Annotated in this window: 15 protein-coding genes, 1 tRNA gene and 1 pseudogene; 8 read left to right on the plus strand and 9 right to left on the minus strand. The window is 70.9% G+C overall.

What is annotated here, in order from left to right; all coding sequences use genetic code 11:
* Window positions 1-172 precede the first annotated feature (172 nt).
* Entirely contained in the window at window positions 173-1093 is a 921-nt protein-coding gene (locus ACIP9H_RS13295; RefSeq protein ID WP_401584363.1) for a DUF4184 family protein, read from the plus strand.
* Here ACIP9H_RS13295 and polA read toward each other — a convergent pair.
* Window positions 1024-3756 carry a DNA polymerase I gene (gene polA / locus ACIP9H_RS13300; protein ID WP_401959093.1) on the minus strand — a complete coding sequence of 911 codons (2733 nt, stop codon included), beginning with the start codon at window positions 3754-3756 and terminating at the stop codon, window positions 1024-1026. The genes ACIP9H_RS13295 and polA overlap by 70 nt on opposite strands.
* A gap of 67 nt (window positions 3757-3823) precedes the next feature.
* Between polA and ACIP9H_RS13305 the strand changes: the two genes are divergently transcribed.
* Both ACIP9H_RS13305 and ACIP9H_RS13310 read left to right on the plus strand, forming a co-directional pair.
* Complete coding sequence (locus ACIP9H_RS13305) at window positions 3824-6130, plus strand: FdhF/YdeP family oxidoreductase (RefSeq protein ID WP_401959095.1); 2307 nt, start codon at window positions 3824-3826, stop codon at window positions 6128-6130.
* Between the two features lie 56 nt (window positions 6131-6186).
* The gene (locus ACIP9H_RS13310) at window positions 6187-6672 is read left to right on the plus strand and encodes a PaaI family thioesterase (protein WP_401584371.1); all 486 of its coding nucleotides are present in this window, start codon (window positions 6187-6189) and stop codon (window positions 6670-6672) included.
* Between the two features lie 76 nt (window positions 6673-6748).
* On the opposite strand, the gene ACIP9H_RS13315 is transcribed toward ACIP9H_RS13310, so the two are convergent.
* The 5 genes from ACIP9H_RS13315 to ACIP9H_RS13335 all read right to left on the minus strand — a co-directional run bounded on the left by ACIP9H_RS13315 (window position 6749) and on the right by ACIP9H_RS13335 (window position 12005).
* Complete coding sequence (locus ACIP9H_RS13315) at window positions 6749-7519, minus strand: ABC transporter ATP-binding protein (protein WP_401959097.1); 771 nt, start codon at window positions 7517-7519, stop codon at window positions 6749-6751.
* On the minus strand, window positions 7516-8454 hold the full coding sequence (locus tag ACIP9H_RS13320; protein ID WP_401959099.1) for an ABC transporter ATP-binding protein: 939 nt from the start codon (window positions 8452-8454) through the stop codon (window positions 7516-7518). Before ACIP9H_RS13320 ends, ACIP9H_RS13315 begins: the two co-directional genes overlap by 4 nt.
* Entirely contained in the window at window positions 8451-9818 is a 1368-nt protein-coding gene (locus tag ACIP9H_RS13325) for a branched-chain amino acid ABC transporter permease (RefSeq protein WP_401959101.1), read from the minus strand. Before ACIP9H_RS13325 ends, ACIP9H_RS13320 begins: the two co-directional genes overlap by 4 nt.
* The gene (locus tag ACIP9H_RS13330) at window positions 9815-10744 is read right to left on the minus strand and encodes a branched-chain amino acid ABC transporter permease (protein ID WP_401959102.1); all 930 of its coding nucleotides are present in this window, start codon (window positions 10742-10744) and stop codon (window positions 9815-9817) included. The genes ACIP9H_RS13325 and ACIP9H_RS13330 overlap by 4 nt, the downstream gene beginning before the upstream one ends.
* A 127-nt stretch (window positions 10745-10871) precedes the next feature.
* Complete coding sequence (locus ACIP9H_RS13335) at window positions 10872-12005, minus strand: branched-chain amino acid ABC transporter substrate-binding protein (protein WP_401959104.1); 1134 nt, start codon at window positions 12003-12005, stop codon at window positions 10872-10874.
* Window positions 12006-12262: 257 nt separating this feature from the next.
* Here ACIP9H_RS13335 and ACIP9H_RS13340 point away from each other — a divergent pair, with 257 nt between their 5' ends.
* On the plus strand, window positions 12263-12844 hold the full coding sequence (locus ACIP9H_RS13340; RefSeq protein ID WP_401959106.1) for a hypothetical protein: 582 nt from the start codon (window positions 12263-12265) through the stop codon (window positions 12842-12844).
* 27 nt (window positions 12845-12871) lie between these two features.
* On the opposite strand, the gene ACIP9H_RS13345 is transcribed toward ACIP9H_RS13340, so the two are convergent.
* Window positions 12872-13504: an ANTAR domain-containing response regulator gene (locus tag ACIP9H_RS13345; protein ID WP_401959108.1), complete on the minus strand. Its 633-nt coding sequence runs from the start codon at window positions 13502-13504 to the stop codon at window positions 12872-12874.
* Window positions 13505-13601: 97 nt separating this feature from the next.
* On the opposite strand from ACIP9H_RS13345, the gene ACIP9H_RS13350 reads away from it, so the two are divergent.
* A tRNA-Leu gene (locus ACIP9H_RS13350) sits at window positions 13602-13676 on the plus strand.
* Window positions 13677-13786: 110 nt separating this feature from the next.
* A pseudogene (locus ACIP9H_RS13355) lies at window positions 13787-14525 on the plus strand (hypothetical protein).
* On the opposite strand, the gene hrpB reads toward ACIP9H_RS13355, so the two are convergent.
* Window positions 14506-17064, minus strand: coding sequence for an ATP-dependent helicase HrpB (gene hrpB / locus ACIP9H_RS13360; RefSeq protein ID WP_401959110.1), 2559 nt, complete (start codon window positions 17062-17064; stop codon window positions 14506-14508). The pseudogene ACIP9H_RS13355 and the gene hrpB overlap by 20 nt on opposite strands.
* Complete coding sequence (locus tag ACIP9H_RS13365) at window positions 17061-17918, minus strand: class I SAM-dependent methyltransferase (protein WP_401584395.1); 858 nt, start codon at window positions 17916-17918, stop codon at window positions 17061-17063. The genes hrpB and ACIP9H_RS13365 overlap by 4 nt, the downstream gene beginning before the upstream one ends.
* A gap of 304 nt (window positions 17919-18222) precedes the next feature.
* Between ACIP9H_RS13365 and rpsA the strand changes: the two genes are divergently transcribed.
* Window positions 18223-19716: a 30S ribosomal protein S1 gene (rpsA, locus tag ACIP9H_RS13370; RefSeq protein WP_401584397.1), complete on the plus strand. Its 1494-nt coding sequence runs from the start codon at window positions 18223-18225 to the stop codon at window positions 19714-19716.
* A 150-nt stretch (window positions 19717-19866) separates the two neighbouring features.
* Complete coding sequence (locus tag ACIP9H_RS13375; RefSeq protein ID WP_401584400.1) at window positions 19867-20802, plus strand: PAC2 family protein; 936 nt, start codon at window positions 19867-19869, stop codon at window positions 20800-20802.
* The last annotated feature ends 50 nt before the right edge of the window (window positions 20803-20852 follow it).

The following is a 20852-nucleotide window of genomic DNA, read 5'->3' on the forward strand; positions in this document are numbered from 1 at the left end:
CCCCTGCGGATCCGCCGTCCGTACCGCGCTCGCATATGAGCTGCCCCTCCCGAAACCGAGTTGTGCGTCTCCCTGCGCGACAACCCTGGTGACCCTACGGCAACTTCCTGAACGGAGCTACCGTCCAAAGCGTCGCATACTGATCTGACAGACATGTTCGGAAAGAGGTTGCATGCCGTTCACGATCAGCCATGCCCTCGCGGTGCTGCCCGGCCTGCGGCAGGACCGCCGCGGCACCCCCCGCGGACGCGGCCCGCTCGTCGCCGCGGCCCTGGTCGCCGGCTCCTTCGCCCCGGACGTGCCCTACTTCGCCGACTCCCTGGTCTCCGGGGTGTACGGCTACGGCACGTTCACGCACGCGCCGCTGGGCCTGGTCACCGCGGACCCGCTCATCGCGGCCGCCCTGGCCGGCGGCTGGGTGCTGCTGCGCGAGCCGGTCGTGGCACTGCTGCCCGGGCGGTGGCGGGACCGCGCCTGGGTACTCACCGGATGCGGCGACCGGCGCCGGCCCACAGTGCGGTCCGCCGCCGCCTTCTGGGTCTCGGCCGCTGCCGGTGCCGTCACCCATGTGGTCTGGGACGCGTTCACCCACCACGACCGCTGGGGCGTCCGCCTGCTGCCGGTCCTGGACCAGCAGGTGCACGGCACACCCCTGCACAAGTACGCGCAGTACGGCACCTCGGCCGTGGCACTGGTGCTGCTGGCCCGGTACGGGATCCGCGCGCTGCGCGCCGTGCCGGAACCGCACACCCCCGAACCGCACACCGCGCCGGACCGGGCCGGAGAGCAGGGCTCCCGGCTGCCGAAGCTGTCCCGGCGGGCCCGCGCCATCGCCCTGGCCGCCCTCGGGACCACCACCGCCGCCGCGGCCGCCGTACGCGCCGGCCAGTGGTACCAGGCCACCGGCGACGCCGCCGGGATCATCCCGTCCGCGCTCTTCGGCGCCGGAGCCGGCCTGGCCCTGGCCGCCACGGTCCACGCCGGTGCGGTGCGCCTGGCACACCGCACCGGGGACCGGACGGCTCAGTGCGCCGCGGACTCCCAGTCCGTGCCCACGCCCACCGACACGTCCAGCGGCGCCCGCAGGGGATAGGCGGCCGCCATCTCGCGGCGCACCAGCTCCTCCACGGCGGCCCGCTCGCCCGGGGCCACCTCCAGCACGATTTCGTCGTGCACCTGGAGCAGCATCCGCGACCGCAGCCCCTCGGCGTCCAGCGCCGCGGCCACCTTGAGCATCGCGATCTTGACGATGTCGGCGGCCGAGCCCTGGATCGGCGCGTTCAGCGCCATGCGCTCGGCCATCTCCCGACGCTGCCGGTTGTCGCTGGTGAGGTCCGGCAGATAGCGGCGGCGGCCCATCAGCGTCTCGGTGTAACCCGTCACCCGGGCCTCCTCCACCACGCGCTGCAGATAGTCCCGCACCCCGCCGAAGCGCTCGAAGTAGGTGTCCATCAGACCGCGCGCCTCGGCCGCCTCGATGCCCAGCTGCCCCGACAGGCCGAACGCCGACAGCCCGTACGCCAGCCCGTACGACATCGCCTTGATCTTCCGCCGCATCTCGGCGTCCACCTGCTCCGGCGGCACCGAGAAGACGTACGAGCCGACGGTGGTGTGCAGGTCCTCGCCCGAGTCGAACGCCGCGATCAGGCCCGCGTCCTCCGACAGATGGGCCATCACCCGCAGTTCGATCTGGCTGTAGTCGGCGGTCAGCAGCGACTCGTAGCCCTCGCCCACCACGAAGCCCCGGCGGATCGCCCGGCCCTCGTCGGTGCGCACCGGCACGTTCTGCAGGTTGGGATCGGTCGACGACAACCGGCCGGTCGCCGCCACCGTCTGGCTGAACGTGGTGTGGATCCGCCCGTCGGGCGCCACCGTCTTGATCAGGCCCTCCACCGTCACGCGCAGCTTCGCCTGCTCACGGTGGCGCAGCATGATGACCGGCAACTCGTGCTCGGTCTGCGCCGCCAGCCAGGCCAGCGCGTCCGCATCGGTGGTCCAACCCGTCTTGGTCTTCTTCGTCTTGGGCAGCCCCAGCTCGCCGAAGAGCACCTCCTGCAGCTGCTTGGGCGAGCCGAGGTTGAACTCGTGGCCGACCGCGGCGTGCGCCTCCTTCACCGCCAGCTGCACCTCGCCGGCGAACCGCTGCTCCAGGCGCTCCAGATGCTCGCGGTCCGCGGCGATGCCCGCCCGCTCCATCCGCGCCAGCAGCGCGGACGTCGGCAGTTCGACCTCCCGCAGCAGACGCAGCGCGCCGTCCTGCTCCAGCCGGCCCATGAACGCCTCGCCCAGGTCCAGCACGGCGCGCGCCTGCACCATCAGCGCGTCCGCCTCGGCCTCGTCGTCGGCGCCGAAGGCCAGCTGGCCGTCCTCGCCGCCGGCCGGGGACAGCTCACGGCCCAGGTACTCCACCGAGAGCGTGTCCAGCGCGAACGAGCGGCGGCCGGGCTTCACCAGGTACGCGGCCAGCGCCGTGCACATCGTGATGCCCTCCACGCCCCAGCCGTGCTCGGCGAGGACCCGCGCCAGGCCCTTCGCGTCGTGCACCACCTTCGGCCGCTGCGGGTCGGCCAGCCACGCCGCGAACGCCCGCTCGTCCTTCTCGTCCAGGGCGGACGGGTCGAACCAGGCGGCCTGCCCGCCCGCGTCCGCCAGCGCGACCTCCGAGACGCTGCCCGCGCCCAGCGCCCAGGCGTCGACCGTGGCCAGGCCCAGCGGCCCGCCGGCGTGCTCCTCCAGCCAGCCCGCCAGCTCGCCCGTGCCCAGTACCCGGCCGTCCACGGCGACACCGCCGGCGATCTCCTGCTCCTCCTCCTGCGCCCCGGGGTCGGCCGCGAACAGCCGCTCCCGGAAGTTCGGGTGGCGGAACTCCAGGGCGTCCAGCACCACGTTGAGGCCCTCGCGGTCGTACGGCAGGCGCTCCAGCCCCTCCGGGCCGCAGGGCAGCGCCACGTCCCGGACCAGCTCGGTCAGCCGCCGGTTGAGCTTCACCGACTCCAGGTGGGCCCGCAGGTTCTCACCGGCCTTGCCCTTCACCTCGCCCGCGCGCTCCGCCAGTTCCGCGAACGAACCGAACTGCGTGATCCACTTGGCGGCGGTCTTCTCGCCCACGCCCGGGATGCCCGGCAGGTTGTCCGACGGGTCGCCGCGCAGCGCCGCGAAGTCCGGGTACTGCGCCGGCGTCAGCCCGTACTTCTCCTCCACCTTCGCCGGCGTGAAGCGCGTCAGCTCCGAGACGCCCTTGGTCGGGTAGAGGACCGTGACATGGTCCGAGACCAGCTGGAAGGAGTCCCGGTCACCGGTGACGATCAGCACCTCGTAGCCCAGCGCCTCCGCCTGGGTGGCGAGCGTGGCGATCACGTCGTCCGCCTCGAAGCCCTCCATGGCGAAGCGCCGCACGCTCATCGAGTCCAGCAGCTCGCCGATCAGCTCCACCTGGCTGCGGAACTCGTCCGGAGTGGCGGACCGGGTGGCCTTGTACTCGGGGAACTCCTCCAGCCGCCACGTGTGCCGCGAGACGTCGAAGGCCACCGCGAGATGCGTCGGCTGCTCGTCACGGAGCGTGTTGGCCAGCATCGACGCGAAGCCGTACACCGCGTTCGTCGGCTGACCGGTGGTCGTGTTGAAGTTCTCCACCGGCAGCGCGTAGAACGCCCGGTACGCCAGCGAATGCCCGTCCAGCAGGAGCAACCGGGGCCGCCCGCCCCCCTCGGGTGCGGTGCCGGTCGCTGCGCTCGTCTTCTCTGCCTTTGCTGCCACGCAACCGATCCTCCCACGCCCGACTGACACTGCCGGTCCTCCGCCCTGTCGTGGCAGGATCGGAACCATGGCAGGCAAAGCACCAGCAGGCGACCCCGTTCAAGACGCACCCGAGGTCAGCGCCCCGCAGCACGCCGCTGCCGGGCTCCCGGCCGTGGGCCATTCGCTGCGGATGGCGCAGCAGCAGATGGGCATGCGGCGCACCGCTCTCACCCTCCTCAAGGTCAACCAGAAGGACGGGTTCGACTGTCCCGGCTGCGCCTGGCCGGAGCCCGGGCACCGGCACACCGCCGAGTTCTGCGAGAACGGCGCCAAGGCCGTCGCGGAGGAGGCCACCCTGCGCCGGGTCACCCCGGACTTCTTCGCCGAGCACTCCGTCGCCGACCTCTCCGGCCGCAGCGGCTACTGGCTCGGCCAGCAGGGCCGGCTGACCCAGCCCATGTACCTGCCCGACGGCGCCGAGCACTACGAGCCCGTCCCGTGGGAGCGGGCCTTCGAGATCGTCGCCGGCGAACTGACCGCACTGAGCGGCCCCGACGAGGCCGTCTTCTACACCTCCGGCCGCACCAGCAACGAGGCCGCCTTCCTCTACCAGCTCTTTGCCCGCGAGTTCGGCACCAACAACCTGCCGGACTGCTCCAACATGTGCCACGAGTCCTCGGGCTCCGCCCTGGTGGAGACCATAGGCATCGGCAAGGGCAGCGTCCTGCTGGAGGACCTCTACCGCGCCGACCTGATCATCGTCGCCGGGCAGAACCCGGGCACCAACCACCCCCGCATGCTCTCCGCCCTGGAGAAGGCCAAGGCCGGCGGCACCCGCATCGTCACGGTCAACCCGCTGCCCGAGGCGGGACTGCAGCGCTTCAAGAACCCGCAGACCCCCAAGGGGCTCGCCGGCGGCGGCACCGCCCTGGCCGACCTCTTCCTGCAGATCCGCCTCGGCGGCGACCAGGCGCTCTTCCGCGCCCTCAACAAGGCCCTGCTGGAGGCCGAGGAGCAGGCGCCCGGCACCGTCCTGGACCGCGCCTTCATCGACGAGCACACCCACGCCTTCGAGGAGTTCGCGCGCGCCGCCCGTGCCACCGACGCCGCCGAGGTCGCCCGCGCCACCGGCCTGCCGCAGTCCGACATCGACGCACTGCTCGCCATGGTGCTCGGCGCCAAGAGCGTCATCGTCTGCTGGGCCATGGGCCTGACCCAGCACAAGCACTCCGTGCCCACCATCAAGGAGGTCGTCAACTTCCTCCTCCTGCGCGGCAACATCGGCCGCCCCGGCGCCGGCGTGTGCCCCGTGCGCGGCCACAGCAACGTCCAGGGCGACCGCACCATGGGCATCTACGAGAAGCCCGCCCCCGCCTTCCTGGACGCCCTGGAGAAGGAATTCGGCTTCGCCCCGCCCCGCGAGCACGGCCTGGACACCGTCGACTCCATCCGCGCCCTGCGCGACGGGCGGGCCAAGGTCTTCTTCGCCATGGGCGGCAACTTCGTCGCCGCCTCACCCGACACGGACGTCACGGAAGCCGCCATGCGCCGCGCCCGCCTCACCGTCCACGTCTCCACCAAGCTCAACCGCTCCCACGTCGTCACCGGCGCCCGCGCCCTGATCCTGCCCACCCTCGGCCGCACCGAGAAGGACCTCCAGGCCGGCGGCGAGCAGTTCGTCACCGTCGAGGACTCCATGGGCATGGTCCACGCCTCCCGCGGCGGCCTGCGGCCCGCCGGCCCCCACCTGCTGTCCGAGCCCGCGATCATCTGCCGCCTGGCCCGCGCCGTCCTCCCGCACTCCGCCGTCGACTGGCGGGGCCTGGAGAGCGACTACGACCGCATCCGCGACCACATAGCGCGCGTGATCCCTGGCTTCGACGACTTCAACGCCAAGGTGCGCCGCCCCGGCGGCTTCACCCTGCCCCACGCCCCCCGCGACTCCCGCAGCTTCCCCACCGCCACCGGACGCGCCAACTTCTCCGCCGACCCGCTGGAGTACCCGCACGTCCCCGAAGGCCGGCTGCTGCTGCAGACCCTGCGCTCGCACGACCAGTACAACACCACCATCTACGGCCTCGACGACCGCTACCGCGGCATCAAGGGCGGCCGCCGCGTCGTCCTGGTGCACCCCGAGGACGCCGCCGCCCACGGCCTGGCCGACGGCGCCTACGCCGACCTCGTCGGCGAGTGGACCGACGGCAGCGAACGCCGCGCCGAGGGCTTCCGCGTCGTGCACTACCCCACGACCCGCGGCTGCGCCGCCGCCTACTACCCCGAGACCAACGTCCTGGTGCCGCTGGACCACACCGCCGACACCAGCAACACGCCCGCGTCCAAGTCGGTCGTGATCCGGCTGGAGGCGGCCACCCCGCCCGGCACCCCGCACTGACCGTCGGGTAGAAAACGGCCCAGTACACCGAACGACGACGATCGGAGCCACCGCCCATGTCCGAGCAGACCGCCACGAGCCTTCTCCCGCCCGAGGTCATCGAGCAGTACGCCGACCTCGGCGTCGACCTGGTGGCGCTCTTCTCCGCCGGCAGCCTGGGGAACCGCATGGGCATCGAGATCGTCGAGGCCTCCGCGGACCGCGTCGTCGGCACCATGCCCGTGGAGGGCAACACCCAGCCCTACGGCCTGCTCCACGGCGGCGCCTCCGCCGTCCTGGCCGAGACCATCGGCTCCGTCGGCGCCATGCTGCACGGCGGCCCCGGCAAGGTCGCCGTCGGCGTCGACCTCAACTGCACCCACCACCGCGGGCTGCGCTCCGGCGTCGTCACCGGCGTCGCCACCCCCGTGCACCGGGGCCGGTCCTCCGCCACCTACGAGATCGTCATCAGCGACGAGCAGGACCGCCGCGTCTGCTCGGCCCGCCTGACCTGCGCGCTGCGCCCGGCGGCGGCGCCCGCCCCCGGCACCACCCCCGCCTGACACGCGCCCGCAACGCGGAACCGCCCCCGGAACACTCCGGGGGCGGCTCTCCGTGCACCAAGGGGCAGGCCGTCCGCTACGCGGCGCCCTCACCCAGGTACGCCGCCCGCACCCGCGGGTCGGACAGCAGACGCGACGCCTCGTCCTCCATGACGACCGCGCCGGTCTCCAGGACGTAACCGCGGTCGGCCAGCTGCAGCGCCTGCGCGGCGTTCTGCTCCACCAGCAGCACCGTGGTGCCCTGGTCGTTGATCTCCTTGATGATCTCGAAGATCTGCTGGACGATCAGCGGCGCCAGACCCATCGACGGCTCGTCCAGCAGCAGCAGGTTCGGCCGCCCCATCAGAGCGCGGCCGATCGCCAGCATCTGCTGCTCACCGCCGGACAGCGTGCCCGCCAGCTGCGAACGCCGCTCCGCCAGGCGCGGGAAGAGCGTCAGCACCCGGTCCAGGTCGTCCTTGGGCACACCCTTGAAGCGGTACGCGCCCATCTCCAGGTTCTCCAGCACCGACATCACCGGGAAGACCCGACGGCCCTCCGGGGAGTGCCCGATGCCGAGCTGCACCACCTTGTGCGACGGAACACCGTCGATACGCTCGCCGCCCAGCCGCACCTCGCCGTGGCGGGGCTGCAGCAGACCGGAAATCGTCCGCAAGGTGGTGGTCTTGCCGGCGCCGTTGGCACCGAGCAGCGCGACGATCTCGCCCTGGCGAACCGTCACATTGATGCCCTTCAGCGCCTGGATCGCGCCGTAGAACACCTGCAGATCGACCAGCTCCAGCATCGCCGGGGCGGCCTCGGCGACGGAAGCTCCCGACGCCTTCTCGAAGTTGGCGGCCTCGGTCATCGGCCCTCCTCCTCGGACTCGCGCGGTGCGGGGACCTCCGGGGTCGCGGTCGCGGCATCGCCGTCGGCCTCGGCGGCCTCGACGAGTTCCGCGACGGCCTCCACGGCCTCCTCGTCGGCCGACCCCAGGTACGCCTCGATCACCGCGGGATCGCGCTGTACATCCTCGGGCAGCCCCTCGGCGATCACCTTGCCGAAGTTGAGCACCATGACGCGGTCGGCGACCGACATCACGAGCTTCATGTCGTGCTCGATCAGCAGCACACTGATGCCCAGGTCCTGGTTGATCCGGCGGATCAGCTGCTCCAGCTCCAGCTTCTCCGTCGGGTTCGTCCCGGCGGCCGGCTCGTCCAGCAGCAGCACCTTGGGATCGGTCGCCAGGGCGCGCGCGATCTCCAGGCGCCGCTGGTCGCCGTAGGACAGGCTCGCGGCCAGCTCGTTGTGCTTGCCCGCCAGACCCACGTACGCCAGCAGCTCCTGGGCCCGCCGGTCGCTGGCCCGCTCGTCCCGCCGCGCCCACGGCATGCCCAGCATGATCGAGATCGCTCCCGACTTCTGCCGCGACTCCGCCGCGATCTTGACGTTCTCCAGCGCCGTCAAAGCGCCGAACAGCCGGATGTTCTGGTACGTCCGCGCCACTCCGTAGCGGTTCACCAGGTACGGCTTGGCACCGAGCAGCTTGCGCTGCGCGCCGCCCTCCTCGTGGAAGGCGATCGTGCCCTCCTGCGGGACGTACACGCCCGTCAGGGAGTTGAACAGCGAGGTCTTGCCTGCGCCGTTCGGGCCGATCACCGCGAGGATCTCCCCGCGGCGCATCGTCAGGTTCACCTCGGACAGGCTGGTGAGACCACCGAACCGCAGCGTGACACCGCGGGCCTCCAGCACTGCGTCACCGGTCCGCGCGGGCTGCGCGCCCGCTTCCGTCACCGCGCTCACTTCTCCACGCCTCCCGTCGGCTCGCTCATGGCGTCGGCGTCGCCGATGCCCGCCTCCGCCATGTGCAGCTCGCGCTGCCTGCGGCGGGAGGGGATCACACCCTGCGGACGGAAGATCATCATGATGACGAGCAGCGCGCCCAGGTAGATGAAGCGGTCCTGCTCCGGCACGTAGTCCCGCAGCGCGTTGGGCAGCCACACCAGCAGTGCGGCACCGAAGAGCACACCTGCGATCGAACCCATGCCGCCGAAGACCACATAGGCCAGCGCCAGCACCGACAGCACAATGGTGAAGTTCTCCGGGTTGATGAAGCCGACCTTGCTGGAGTAGACCACGCCCGCCAGACCCGAGGTCGACGCGCCGATCGCGAACGCCAGCAGCTTGTACCGCACGGTGTTGATACCCGTCGCGGAGGCGGCCACCTCGTCCTCCCGGATCGCCGTCCAGGTGCGGCCGATCCGCGAGTGCTCCAGCCGGTTGTACAGGAAGATCAGCACCACCAGGAAGAACAGCAGCAGGTACCAGTACGGCAGCGGGTCCAGCGTCCAGTCGTAGTTGATCGGACCGATGTGGATCGAAGGGTGCGGAATACCGATCACACCGCGCGAACCGTTCGTGAAACCGTCCGAGTTCTTCGCGACCAGGTACACGATCTCGTGGAAGCCCAGGGTCACGATCGCCAGGTAGTCGCCCCGCAGGCGCAGCGTCGGCGCACCGAGCAGCACACCCGCGATCAGGCACGTGACGATGGCGAACGGGATCGACTCCAGCGCGCCCACCGTGAACGGCGGCTTCACCGGCATGTGGCCGGTCCAGAAGGCGCAGGAGTACGCGCCGATCGCGTAGAAGGCGATGAAGCCCAGGTCCAACAGGCCGGCCCAGCCGACCACCACGTTCAGACCCACCGCGATGATCATGAAGATCCCCATCTGCGTGACGAGGACCTCCTGCCAGAACAGGCTCGTGTTGGCGGGAATCACGATCGCCAGCACCAGGACCAGCACCAGGCCGCCCAGCCGCAGCCAGACATTGCCGCGGAACATCGCCCGCGCCGGCTCCAGCGACCGGGTGACCCCCTGCGCCCGCTGCCGGGCGGCATCGCGCACCGGGGCACCAAACTCCACCAGCGCCCACAGCGCCACCATGACGGCCAGGCAGATCCACAGCCGCGCCGACTCGAAGGCGCCGGTGAACGCCGACAGCTTCTCCGCCGGATTGCCGTCCTCACCCGTCATCAGCGCCAGGATGAAGCCCAGCGCCAGCATGCCCAGCAGCCGCACCCAGCGCGGCTCCTGGTACCAGGCCCGGCGGCGCAGCTTCGCCACGTCCACCGAGAAGGTCCCGGCATCGCTCATGCCACTCATGCCGACCTCCCCAGACGCTCGCCCATGATGCCCGTCGGACGGAACATCAGCACCAGGATCAGGACCACGAACGCGGTCACGTCGATCCACTGGGTGCCGAACACCGGCGAGCTCAGGTTCTCCACGATGCCCAGCAGCAGACCGCCCAGCATCGCTCCTCGGATGTTGCCGATACCGCCCAGCACTGCGGCAGCGAACGCCTTGATGCCCGGCAGGAAGCCCACCGTGAACCAGACCTGGCCCGAGATGCCGAAGCCGTACAGGAAGCCCGCCGCACCACCGAGCAGACCGCCGATGATGAAGGTACGGGAGATGATCTTGTCGATGTCGACGCCCATCAGACCGGCCGTCTCCGCGTCCTGGGCGACGGCACGGATACCGGCACCCATCTTGGTACGGTTGACCACCAGGTCGAGGCCGATCATCATCGCCACCGCGGAGCCGATGATGATCAGCTGAGTGATCTTCACCGGAGTGCCGAAGACGCTGAAGACCTCACCATTGGTGTACAGCTCCGGCATCGGCACAGGGTTGCGGCCCCACAGCTTGCCCGCCAGGTTGTACAGGAAGAACGACGCACCGATGGCACTGATCAGGAAGACCAGCTTCGGGGCATTTCGCTTGCGCAGCGGCTTGTACGCCGCCTTCTCCAGTCCGAACGCCGTCAGCGCACCGACCAGAGCGCCGGCGATCATGCCGACGATCACCCAGACCACGGACGTGAAACCGTGCGGGCTCTGCGGAGCGAGCTCGGAGAGCACGACGAGCGAACCGAAGCCGCCCATCATGAAGACCTCGCTGTGGGCGAAGTTGATGAGCTGGAGCACGCCGTAGACCAACGTGTACCCGATGGCGATGACGGCGTACATCGACCCCGTCGTCAGCCCTGGGATGAAGTAATCCCAGAAGTTGTGAATGAGATTCATCGTGCGTGGGAGTCCTTGCTGAAGCCGGTGAAGGGCGGCGAAATCGCGTCCGACACGGCGATGGGGGGCGCAGGGCGACGGCCGGAGCCGCGTCCCACGCCCCCCACCTCAGGTGCCGGAAGCCGGATCAGCCGTTGCTGAGGGTGGCCACGTCACCCAGGTAACCGATCTTGCCGCCGGCCACCTGGTACAGGTACACGTTCTTGGTCTTGAGCTCGCCCTTGTCGTCGAAGGCGAAGTCCTTGGTCAGACCCTTGTAGTCCACGACCTTGAGCGCCGCGAGCAGCTTGTCGCGGGTGACGTCCTTACCCAGCTTCTTCATCTCGGAGATGATCAGGTTCGCGATGTCGTACGACTCGGCCGAGTAGGTGCCCGGAGGCGTGTTGAACTTCTTGGTGTACGCGTCGGTGAACGCCTTGGTGCTCTCGTTCTTCGTCGCGTCGGTGCACGGGCAGGTCAGGTACCAGTTCTCCGACGCCGCGCCCGCCAGCTCCACGAACTTCGCGTCGTTGGAACCGTCACCGGAGACACCGATGCCCTTGAAGCCGCCGTCGGCCAGCTTCTTCGCGAACGGAGCCAGGTCCGCGTAGTAACCCGCGTAGATCAGCGCGTCGGCCTTGGAGTTGACGACCGTCGTCGCGGCGGCCGTGTAGTCCGGGGTCTTCGCCGGCACCGAGTCCGTCTGGACCGTGATGCCCGCGGCCTTCAGGCTGTCGATGGCGACCTTCGCCAGACCCACGCCGTACTCGCTCTTGTCGTCGATGACGAAGACCTTCTTGGCCTTCACCTTCTTCGACAGGTACTCGGCCATGCCGGCGCCCTGCTCGTTGTCGTTCGGCGCACCGCGCAGGAACGACGTGAACCCCTGGTTCGTCAGGTCCGGGTTGGTCGCAGAAGGCGTCACCGCGGCAAGCGTCGCCTGCGCGTACAGACCGCCCGCGGCCTTCGTCGGACCGGAGAACGCCGGGCCGACCACGGCGACGACACTGGTGTCACCGATCAGCTTCTGGGCAGCGGCAGGCGACTGGTCCGGAAGACCCTGGTCGTCACCGTCCACGACCTTCAGCGTGAAGGGCAGGTCGCCCTTGGCGTTGGCCTCGTCCACGGCCAGCTTCAGACCGTTGTCCTCATTGATGCCCAGTGCGCTGTTGTCACCCGACAACGGACCCTGGAAGCCGATGGAGAACGTCGGCTTGCCACCGTTGCTGCTGTCGTCCTTGCCGCCACCGCACGCGGTGAGCGCAAGGGCGCCAACTGCCACCGGAAGAGCAAGCTTGACGAGCTTTTTGTTGAGCACTACGACCCCCTGGATCCGCCCAAGTGATTACAGTCGGCGGGCCGTAGGCCCCCCGCATTGCGACCGCGTGGGAGCCACGCGGGTTGGCGGGAATGTAATCCGCTGATCAGGCACTCAGATAGGCCGATGGAAGAGATGTGATCGTACAGTGACCTCGGTCATGTGCCGGAAACAGAACGGTCCTTACCGGTAACCGGACGAGTCCAGGGGAAGAAGTGCGGATGAATGCCCGAAATGGCGTCACTCCACCGCAAGGCGCCCGACACCTGCTCGCCGTCGCCGCGACAGCCGCCCTCGCCGGCGCCCTGACCACCGCCCTTGTCGCCACCGCCCTCTGGCCCGCCACCCCCCGGACCACGCCCCAACGCCCCCTGCGCCAACTCGAGATCGCCCTCGACGCACCCGCCGTCCACCCCGGGAATCTCGAATTCCGCGCCATTGCGCTGCGCTGCGGAATCGCCGTCATCGTCGGCACCCACGCCGAACACCCCGCCAAAGGACGCCTCTGCCGCATCAGAATCGACGTCACCGTCGACGACTCCGTCAGCGCCCGCCTCGACAACGACATCCAACGCCTCGTGCTCGCCGACGGAACCCGCCACTCCGTCGACTGGGAGGCCATGCAGATCAAACGCCAGCCGCTCACCCTCGACATCGGCGCCCACGACAGCGCCCAGTACGACCTCTGGTTCGACATCCCCAAGGACGCCGCCGTCGACCGGCTCGCCGTCACCAACGACAAAGGGATGCCCACCAAGGACATCCCTCTGCCACACCTCGACTGGCCGGACCACTCCGCCTGACGGCAGGCACCGACCGCGGCCCGACGGCTACTTGACCGCGCCGTCCACCTCGTCCAGCACCGCCTGGGCCACCGCCTGCATCGTCATCCGGCGGTCCATCGACGTCTTCTGGATCCACCGGAACGCCGCCGGCTCGCTCAGCCCGTACTTCGTCTGCAGCACGCTCTTCGCCCGGTCCACCAGCTTCCGGGTCTCCAGCCGCAGACTCAGGTCCGCGACCTCCGCCTCCAGCGCCCGCAACTCCGTGAACCGCGACACCGCCATCTCGATGGCCGGCACCACGTCGCTCTTGCTGAACGGCTTCACCAGGTACGCCATCGCCCCGGCGTCCCGGGCCCGCTCCACCAGCTCCCGCTGCGAGAACGCCGTCAGCATCAGCACCGGCGCGATCTTGTTCTTGGCGATCCGCTCCGCCGCCGAGATCCCGTCGAGCACCGGCATCTTCACGTCCAGGATCACCAGATCCGGACGGAGCTCCTCGGCGAGACTCACGGCCGTCTCGCCGTCCCCCGCCTCCCCGACCACGGAGTAGCCCTCCTCCTCGAGCATCTCCTTGAGGTCGAGCCTGATCAGAGCCTCGTCCTCGGCGATCACCACGCGGGTGGTGTGCGGCGGTACGTGCGTGTGCTCGTCAACGGGCTCGGGCTCGGCGGCGCTCACGGGACTCCTCGTTCCAAGGCAGGTGCTGGGTATAGAGCCTACCTAGCTGCGGTATGTTTGAGGTGCGGAGGGTCTAGACTGTCCTTCGTTTCGAAAGGCCCCGGTAGCCCAACTGGCAGCAGGCGATGGATTCAAAACCCATACAGTGTCGGTTCGAATCCGACCCGGGGCACTCTGCCTTCAATTCCAAGGTTCGCCAACCATTGGCGATCTTCACTGGTTGGGGTGAACAAGGCTTCGAATGAGGCCCCGGCGAGCGCCTTCCGGCGCATCGTCGGACGCGTGTACGACCTCGCAGCACGCCGCCGAGCCGTCGCGCTCGTCTCCCAGGGGCACAGCCTCAATGCCGTGAGCCGGATGACCGGCATGTCCCGCTCCGCCATCCGCGACTGGTGCGTCCGCATCGAACCCCCTGCGGCCTGGTCCGGGCTGCACCGGCCGCGCCTCGGGCCCGGCCTACGCGTACCTGCTCGGCCTCTACCTCGGCGACGGCTGCATCAGCCGCCAGCCCCGGGGCGGGTACGCCCTGCGCATCGCCTGCGGTGACGCCTGGCCCGGACTGATCGACGCCTGCGAGGAAGCGGTCCGGGCCGTGCGCCCCGGCAACTCCGTCTGCCGCGTCCGCACTCCGGGCTGCACCATGGTGACGTCCTACAGCAGCCACTGGTCCTGCCTCTTCCCGCAGCACGGCCCGGGCAGGAAGCACGAACGGCCCATCGCGCTGGAACCGTGGCAGCAGGAGGTCGTCGACGAGCACCCCTGGGACTTCGTCCGCGGGCTCATCCATTCCGACGGCAGCCGGGTCGTCAACCGCACCACGCGCACGGTGGCCGGCCAACCCAAGCGCTACGCGTACCCGCGCTACTTCTTCACCAACGTCTCCGCCGACATCCGGCGTCTGTGCACCGACACCCTCGACGCGCTGGGTGTCGCCTGGAGGCAGGCGAACGCCTGCAACATCTCCGTCGCCCGCAAGGAGTCCGTCGCGCTCATGGACCGCTTCATCGGTCCGAAGTATTGAGCCGCGCCTTCGTGTGCCGCGTGGCCATGGCCGTCGCCGGGTCCTCCGGCCAGGGGTGCTTCGGGTAGCGCCCGCGCAGTTCCGCGCGGACCGCGCGGTAGCCATCGCGCCAGAAGGAGGCGAGGTCGGAGGTGACGGCGGCGGGGCGGCCCGCGGGGGACAGCAGGTGCACGACCAGGGGCACGCGGCCGTCGGCGATGCGCGGGGTGGCGGTCCAGCCGAAGAGTTCCTGGAGCTTGGCGGCGAGGACGGGCCGGTCGCCGTCGTAGGAGACGCGTACGCGCGACCCGGAGGGGATCTCGACGCGCTCCGGGGCGAGTTCGCCGAGCCGGGCCGCCTCCCCGCCCGCCCAGGGCAGCAGACGGGACAGGGCGGCGCCGGCGTCGGTGCGGGCGAGGTCGGCGCGGCGGCGGGCGCGCGCGAGTTCGGGGGCGAGCCATTCCTCGGCCCGGTCCAGGAGGGCGGCGTCGGAGACGTCGGGCCAGGGGTCGCCGAGTTCGCGGTGGAGGAAGGCGAGGCGCTGCCGGAGGGCGGTGGCGTCGCGTGACCAGGTGAGCAGGCCGGGGCCTTCGCGGCGCAGGCCGTCGAGGAGGGCGGCGTGCAGGAGCGCGGGGTCGGGGGCGGTCAGCGGCCGGGTGCCGAGTTCGATGGCGCCGAGGCGGACGGTGTGCTGGGCGGCGATGTCGCCGTCGGTCCAGGAGACGTCGTCCCGGGCGGTGAGCAGGGGGGCGGCGGCGGTGCGGGCGGTGTCCTCGTCGATGGCGGTGGCGAGGCGGACGCGCGCTGTGGGGGCGCCGGCGGGGCGGTCGGCGACGGCGACGGCGAGCCAGCCGGGGGTGCCGAGGCGGGTGCCGGCGGCGAGCTCGGCGGCGGTGCCGGAGGCCATGAGGTAGCTGCCGGCGGCGCGGCGGCGGGCGACGCGTTCGGGGAAGGCGAGGGCGGTGACGAGGCCGGCGGCGGTGTCGTCGGTGAGGGCGGTTTGGGGGTGGTCGGGTGCGGCGGCGGCGAGGCGGCGGGTTTCGGCGCGCCAGCGCGCGGTGTAGGCGTCGTGGGCGCGGCGTGCGGTGCGCCAGGCGGTGGTGAGGTCGTCGCCGTAGTCGCGCGGGGGTTCTTCGGCGATGAGGGCGACGATGTCGGCGGCGCGCCGGGTGCCGGTGCGGGGGGCGCCGTCGAGGAGGGCGCGGGCGAGGCGGGGGTGGAGGCCGACGCGGGCCATGCGGGCGCCGTGGTCGGTGGGCAGGCCGTCGGGGCGGGTGGCGCCGATGGCGGCGAGGACGTCGCGTGCGGCTGTCAGGGCGCCTGCGGGGGGCGGGTCGAGGAGGGCGAGCCCGGTGGCGTCGGGGGCGCCCCAGACGGCGGCCTGGAGGGCGAACGGGGTGAGGTCGGCGATGGCGATCTCGGGGGAGGGGTAGCGGGGGCGGCCGGTGTCGTCGGCCGGGTTCCAGCAGCGGTAGGCGTGGCCGGGTGCTTCGCGGCCGGCGCGGCCGAGGCGCTGGGCGGCGGTGGCGTGGGAGGCGCGGACGGTGGTGAGGGAGCCGAGGCCGCGGGCGTGGTCGGTGCGGGGTTCGCGGGCGAGTCCCGAGTCGACGACGACGCGGACGCCGGGGACGGTGAGGCTGGATTCGGCGACGGAGGTGCTGAGGACGACGCGCCGGCGGGTGCCGTCGCCGCCGTGGAGGACGTCCTCCTGTACGGCGGCGGGGGCTTGGCCGTGGAGCTGGAGCACGTCGGTGCCGTGGCCGGGGAGGTCGCCGAGGAGTGCGGCGACGCGGGCGATCTCGCCGGTGCCGGGCAGGAAGCACAGGATGTCGCCGTGGTGGTCGCGCAGGGCGGTTCGCACGGTGGCGGCGATGTGGTCGAGGAGGGCGGGGTCGACGCGCATGCCGTGCGGGGGGCGGGTGCCGCGCGGGGGCGGTGCGTGGGTGACGCCGACGGGGTGGGTGCGGGCCTCGGCGCGGACGACGGGGGCGTCGTGGAGGAGCCGGGACCAGGCGTCGGCGTCGGTGGTGGCGGAGGCGGCGACGAGCTGCAGGTCGGGGCGGAGGGTGGCGCGGACGTCGAGCAGGAAGGCCATGGCGGTGTCGGCGTCGAGGTGCCGTTCGTGGCATTCGTCGAGCAGGACGGTGTGGGTGCCGGGCAGTTCCTGGTCGCGTTGGAGGCGTTGCAGCAGGACGCCGGTGGTGACGACTTCCACGCGGGTGGCGGGGGAGACCTTGCGTTCGCCGCGGACGGTGAATCCGACGTGCTGCCCGGCTTCCTCGCCGAGCAGCCAGGCCATGCGGCGGGCGGCGGCCTTGGCGGCCATGCGGCGGGGTTCGGCGACGGTGACGTGGCGCGGGGGTCCGTCACCGGTGAGGCCGGTGAGGCCGGTGAGGCCGGCGAGGGCGAGCGGTACGAGGGTGGTCTTGCCGGTGCCGGGGGGTGCGGCGAGAACGGCGCAGCCGTGGGTGCCGAGTGCGTCGCGCAGCGCGGGCAGGGCGGCGCGTACGGGGAGGGCGGCGAGGGCGTCCCGGCGGGGGCCGGGGGGCGCGGGGGTCATGCGGTGGTGCACACGAAGATCGCCGTGCCGGGGATGAGCCGGCCGCGCAGGGGTGACCAGCCGCCCCATTCCTCGGTGTTCCAGGCGGGCCACTCGGGTTCGACGAGGTCGGTGAGGACGAAGCCGGCGGCGGTCAGTTCGCGGACGCGGTCGCCGAGGGTGCGGTGGTGCTCGACGTAGACGGCGTGTCCGTGGTCGTCCTGTTCGACGTAGGGGGTGCGGTCGAAGTAGGAGGCGGTGGCGGTGAGGCCCTCGGGGCCGGGTTCGTCGGGGAAGGCCCAGCGGACGGGGTGGGTCACGGAGAAGATCCACCGGCCGCCGGGGCGCAGGACGCGCCGTACCTCGCGCATGACGTGGGCGCTGTCGGCGATGAAGGGGAGCGCGCCGTACGCGGAGCAGGCGAGGTCGAAGGAGGCGTCGGCGAAGGGCAGGGCGCCGGCGTCGGCCTGGACGAGGGGGAACCGGGGGGCTGTGCTTCCCGGGCTTCCCGTGGCGTGCTGGTCGATGCGGCGGGCGTGCTGGAGCTGGCGGTGGGAGAGGTCGAGGGCGACGGGGCGGGCGCCCTGGGCGGCGAGCCAGCGGGAGCACTGGGCGGCGCCGGCGCCGATCTCGAGGACGGCGGTGCCGGCGAGTCGTTCGGCGGGCCCGAGAATCCGGGCGTCCTCCTCGTTCAGCCCCTCGGGGCCCCAGACGAATTCGGCGTCGCCGAGGAACTCGCCGTGGTCGGTCTGGTACTCGTCGGCGTTGCGGTCCCACCAGCCGCGGTTGGCGCGGCTGCTCTCCGTGGTGCCCGCGGTACGGCGGGTGGCCTCGGCTTCTTCGGGCAAGGGCTGGGGGGGCGGTGCTTGGATCATCGCTGTGGTCGTCGTACCCTCTGTGGTGACCTGTGGCTGTGGTGGTGCCGCAGCACGTGCTTGCGTCAGTGCCCGGTACGGGGTGTTCCGCCCGTGGTGTGCTCTTCGCGCATTGACCGTGCCCGGCTGCCCCCGTATGCTACAAGTTGCGCTGCGAGCCTGCGCGCCTCGGACGGAGCAGGCTGCGCTCACATCTGTTGTAAACCTCTCGGCCTTGTGGGCTGTCCGGAATCGGCAGGAGCGAAACGGGCTTACGGCGTAGCAGTACCTACGACTTCATGTCCGTACCGGAGCCCTTTTCCTAATGACGAGCAGCACCGAGGCCCCTCGTACCACCCCGCAGGTGGCGGTCAACGACATCGGTTCCGAGGAAGCCTTCCTCGCCGCGATCGACGAGACGATCAAGTACTTCAACGACGGCGACATCGTCGACGGCGTCATCGTGAAGGTCGACCGGGACGAGGTCCTGCTCGACATCGGTTACAAGACCGAGGGCGTCATCCCCTCGCGTGAGCTTTCGATCAAGCACGACGTCGACCCCAACGAGGTCGTCGCCGTGGGCGACGAGATCGAGGCCCTGGTCCTCCAGAAGGAGGACAAGGAGGGTCGTCTGATCCTGTCCAAGAAGCGCGCCCAGTACGAGCGCGCCTGGGGCACGATCGAGAAGATCAAGGAAGAGGACGGCATCGTCACCGGTACCGTCATCGAGGTCGTCAAGGGTGGTCTCATCCTCGACATCGGCCTCCGGGGCTTCCTCCCCGCGTCGCTGGTCGAGATGCGCCGTGTCCGCGACCTCCAGCCGTACGTCGGCAAGGAGCTCGAGGCCAAGATCATCGAGCTGGACAAGAACCGCAACAACGTGGTCCTGTCCCGCCGTGCCTGGCTGGAGCAGACCCAGAGCGAGGTCCGCCAGACCTTCCTCACCACCCTGCAGAAGGGCCAGGTGCGCTCCGGCGTCGTCTCCTCCATCGTCAACTTCGGTGCCTTCGTGGACCTGGGTGGCGTGGACGGCCTCGTGCACGTCTCCGAGCTGTCCTGGAAGCACATCGACCACCCCTCCGAGGTCGTCGAGGTCGGCCAGGAGGTCACGGTCGAGGTCCTGGACGTCGACATGGACCGCGAGCGTGTCTCCCTGTCGCTGAAGGCGACCCAGGAAGACCCGTGGCAGCAGTTCGCCCGTACGCACCAGATCGGCCAGGTCGTCCCCGGCAAGGTCACCAAGCTGGTGCCGTTCGGTGCGTTCGTCCGCGTGGACGAGGGCATCGAGGGTCTGGTCCACATCTCCGAGCTGGCCGAGCGCCACGTGGAGATCCCGGAGCAGGTCGTCCAGGTCAACGACGAGATCTTCGTCAAGGTCATCGACATCGACCTCGAGCGCCGTCGCATCAGCCTCTCGCTGAAGCAGGCCAACGAGTCCTTCGGTGCCGACCCGGCCTCGGTCGAGTTCGACCCGACCCTGTACGGCATGGCCGCGTCCTACGACGACCAGGGCAACTACATCTACCCCGAGGGCTTCGACCCCGAGGCCAACGACTGGCTCGAGGGCTACGAGACCCAGCGCGAGGCGTGGGAGCACCAGTACGCCGAGGCGCAGTCCCGCTTCGAGCAGCACCAGGCGCAGGTCATCAAGTCCCGCGAGGCCGACGCCGAGGCTGCGGCCGAGGCCGGCCAGGCCGCTCCGGCGGCCGGCCCCGCCGGTGGCTCGTACTCCTCGGAGTCCGGTGACACCTCGGGCGCGCTCGCGTCGGACGAGGCGCTTGCCGCGCTCCGCGAGAAGCTGGCCGGCGGCCAGAGCTGATCGCAGGGGCTCCGGCCCCGGGTACATCGGAACGGCCCGCTCCCCTCTGGGGGAGCGGGCCGTTCCGCGTTCCGGGGCGCGGCCGTGGGAATGCGGGGGGTTCGCCCTTCGTTGGACCAGAAGTTGATCAGAACGAAAGAAGGGTGCACGGTGCTGGATCCCCAGGGGCTGTACGCATACGAGCCGGGCGGGGCAGAGGCCGTCGACGAGGCGTTCGGCGAGACCGGGCCCGTGCTGCTGTACCACTTCGACGGGTACATCGACGCCGGGGAGACCGGTGCGCAGGTCGTCGAGGAGCTGCTGGAGCGCCAGGAGCACCGGGTGGTGGCGCGTTTCGACGCCGACCGGCTGGTGGACTACCGGGCGCGGCGTCCGCTGATGACCTTCAAGCGCGATCACTGGACGGCCTACGACACCCCGGAGATCGCGCTGCGGCTGGTGCGCGACAGCACCGGTGCCCCTTTCCTGCTGCTGTCGGGCCAGGAGCCGGACGTGGAGTGGGAGCGGTTCGCGGCTGCGGTCGTGCAGATCGTGGAGCGGCTGGGGGTGCGGCTGGCGTTCAACTTCCACGGCATCCCGATGGGTGTCCCGCACACCCGGCCGGTGGGGCTGACGCCGCACGGCAACCGGCTGGACCTGATGCCGGGTCACCGCAGCTGGTTCGACGAGGCGCAGGTGCCGGGCAGCGCGGAGTCGCTGATCGAGCTGCGGCTCGCGGAGTCCGGCCGTGACGTGCTGGGCATCGCCGCGCATGTGCCGCACTACCTGGCGCGTTCCGGGTACCCGGACTCGGCGCTGGCGGTGGTCGAGACGCTGACGGCGGCGACGGGGCTGGTGCTGCCGCAGGTGGCGCACGCCCTGCGGACCGAGTCGCACACCGTCCGGGCGGAGATCGACCGCCAGGTCGAGGAGGGCGACGCGGAGTTGGTGTCGGTCGTGCGCGGGCTGGAGAACCAGTACGACGCGCTGGCCGGCGGCCAGACGCGGGACAACCTGATCGCCGAGCCGGTGGACCTGCCGTCGGCGGACGATCTGGCGGCGGAGTTCGAGCGCTTCCTGGCCGACCGCGAGGACGACGGCGCCTGACCGCTGGTCGGCGGCCCGGGCGCTGCCCGGACCCGGCTCGTGCGCGGCGG

This window comes from Streptomyces sp. NPDC088732, from assembly GCF_044751205.1.
Lineage (GTDB): Bacteria > Actinomycetota > Actinomycetes > Streptomycetales > Streptomycetaceae > Actinacidiphila.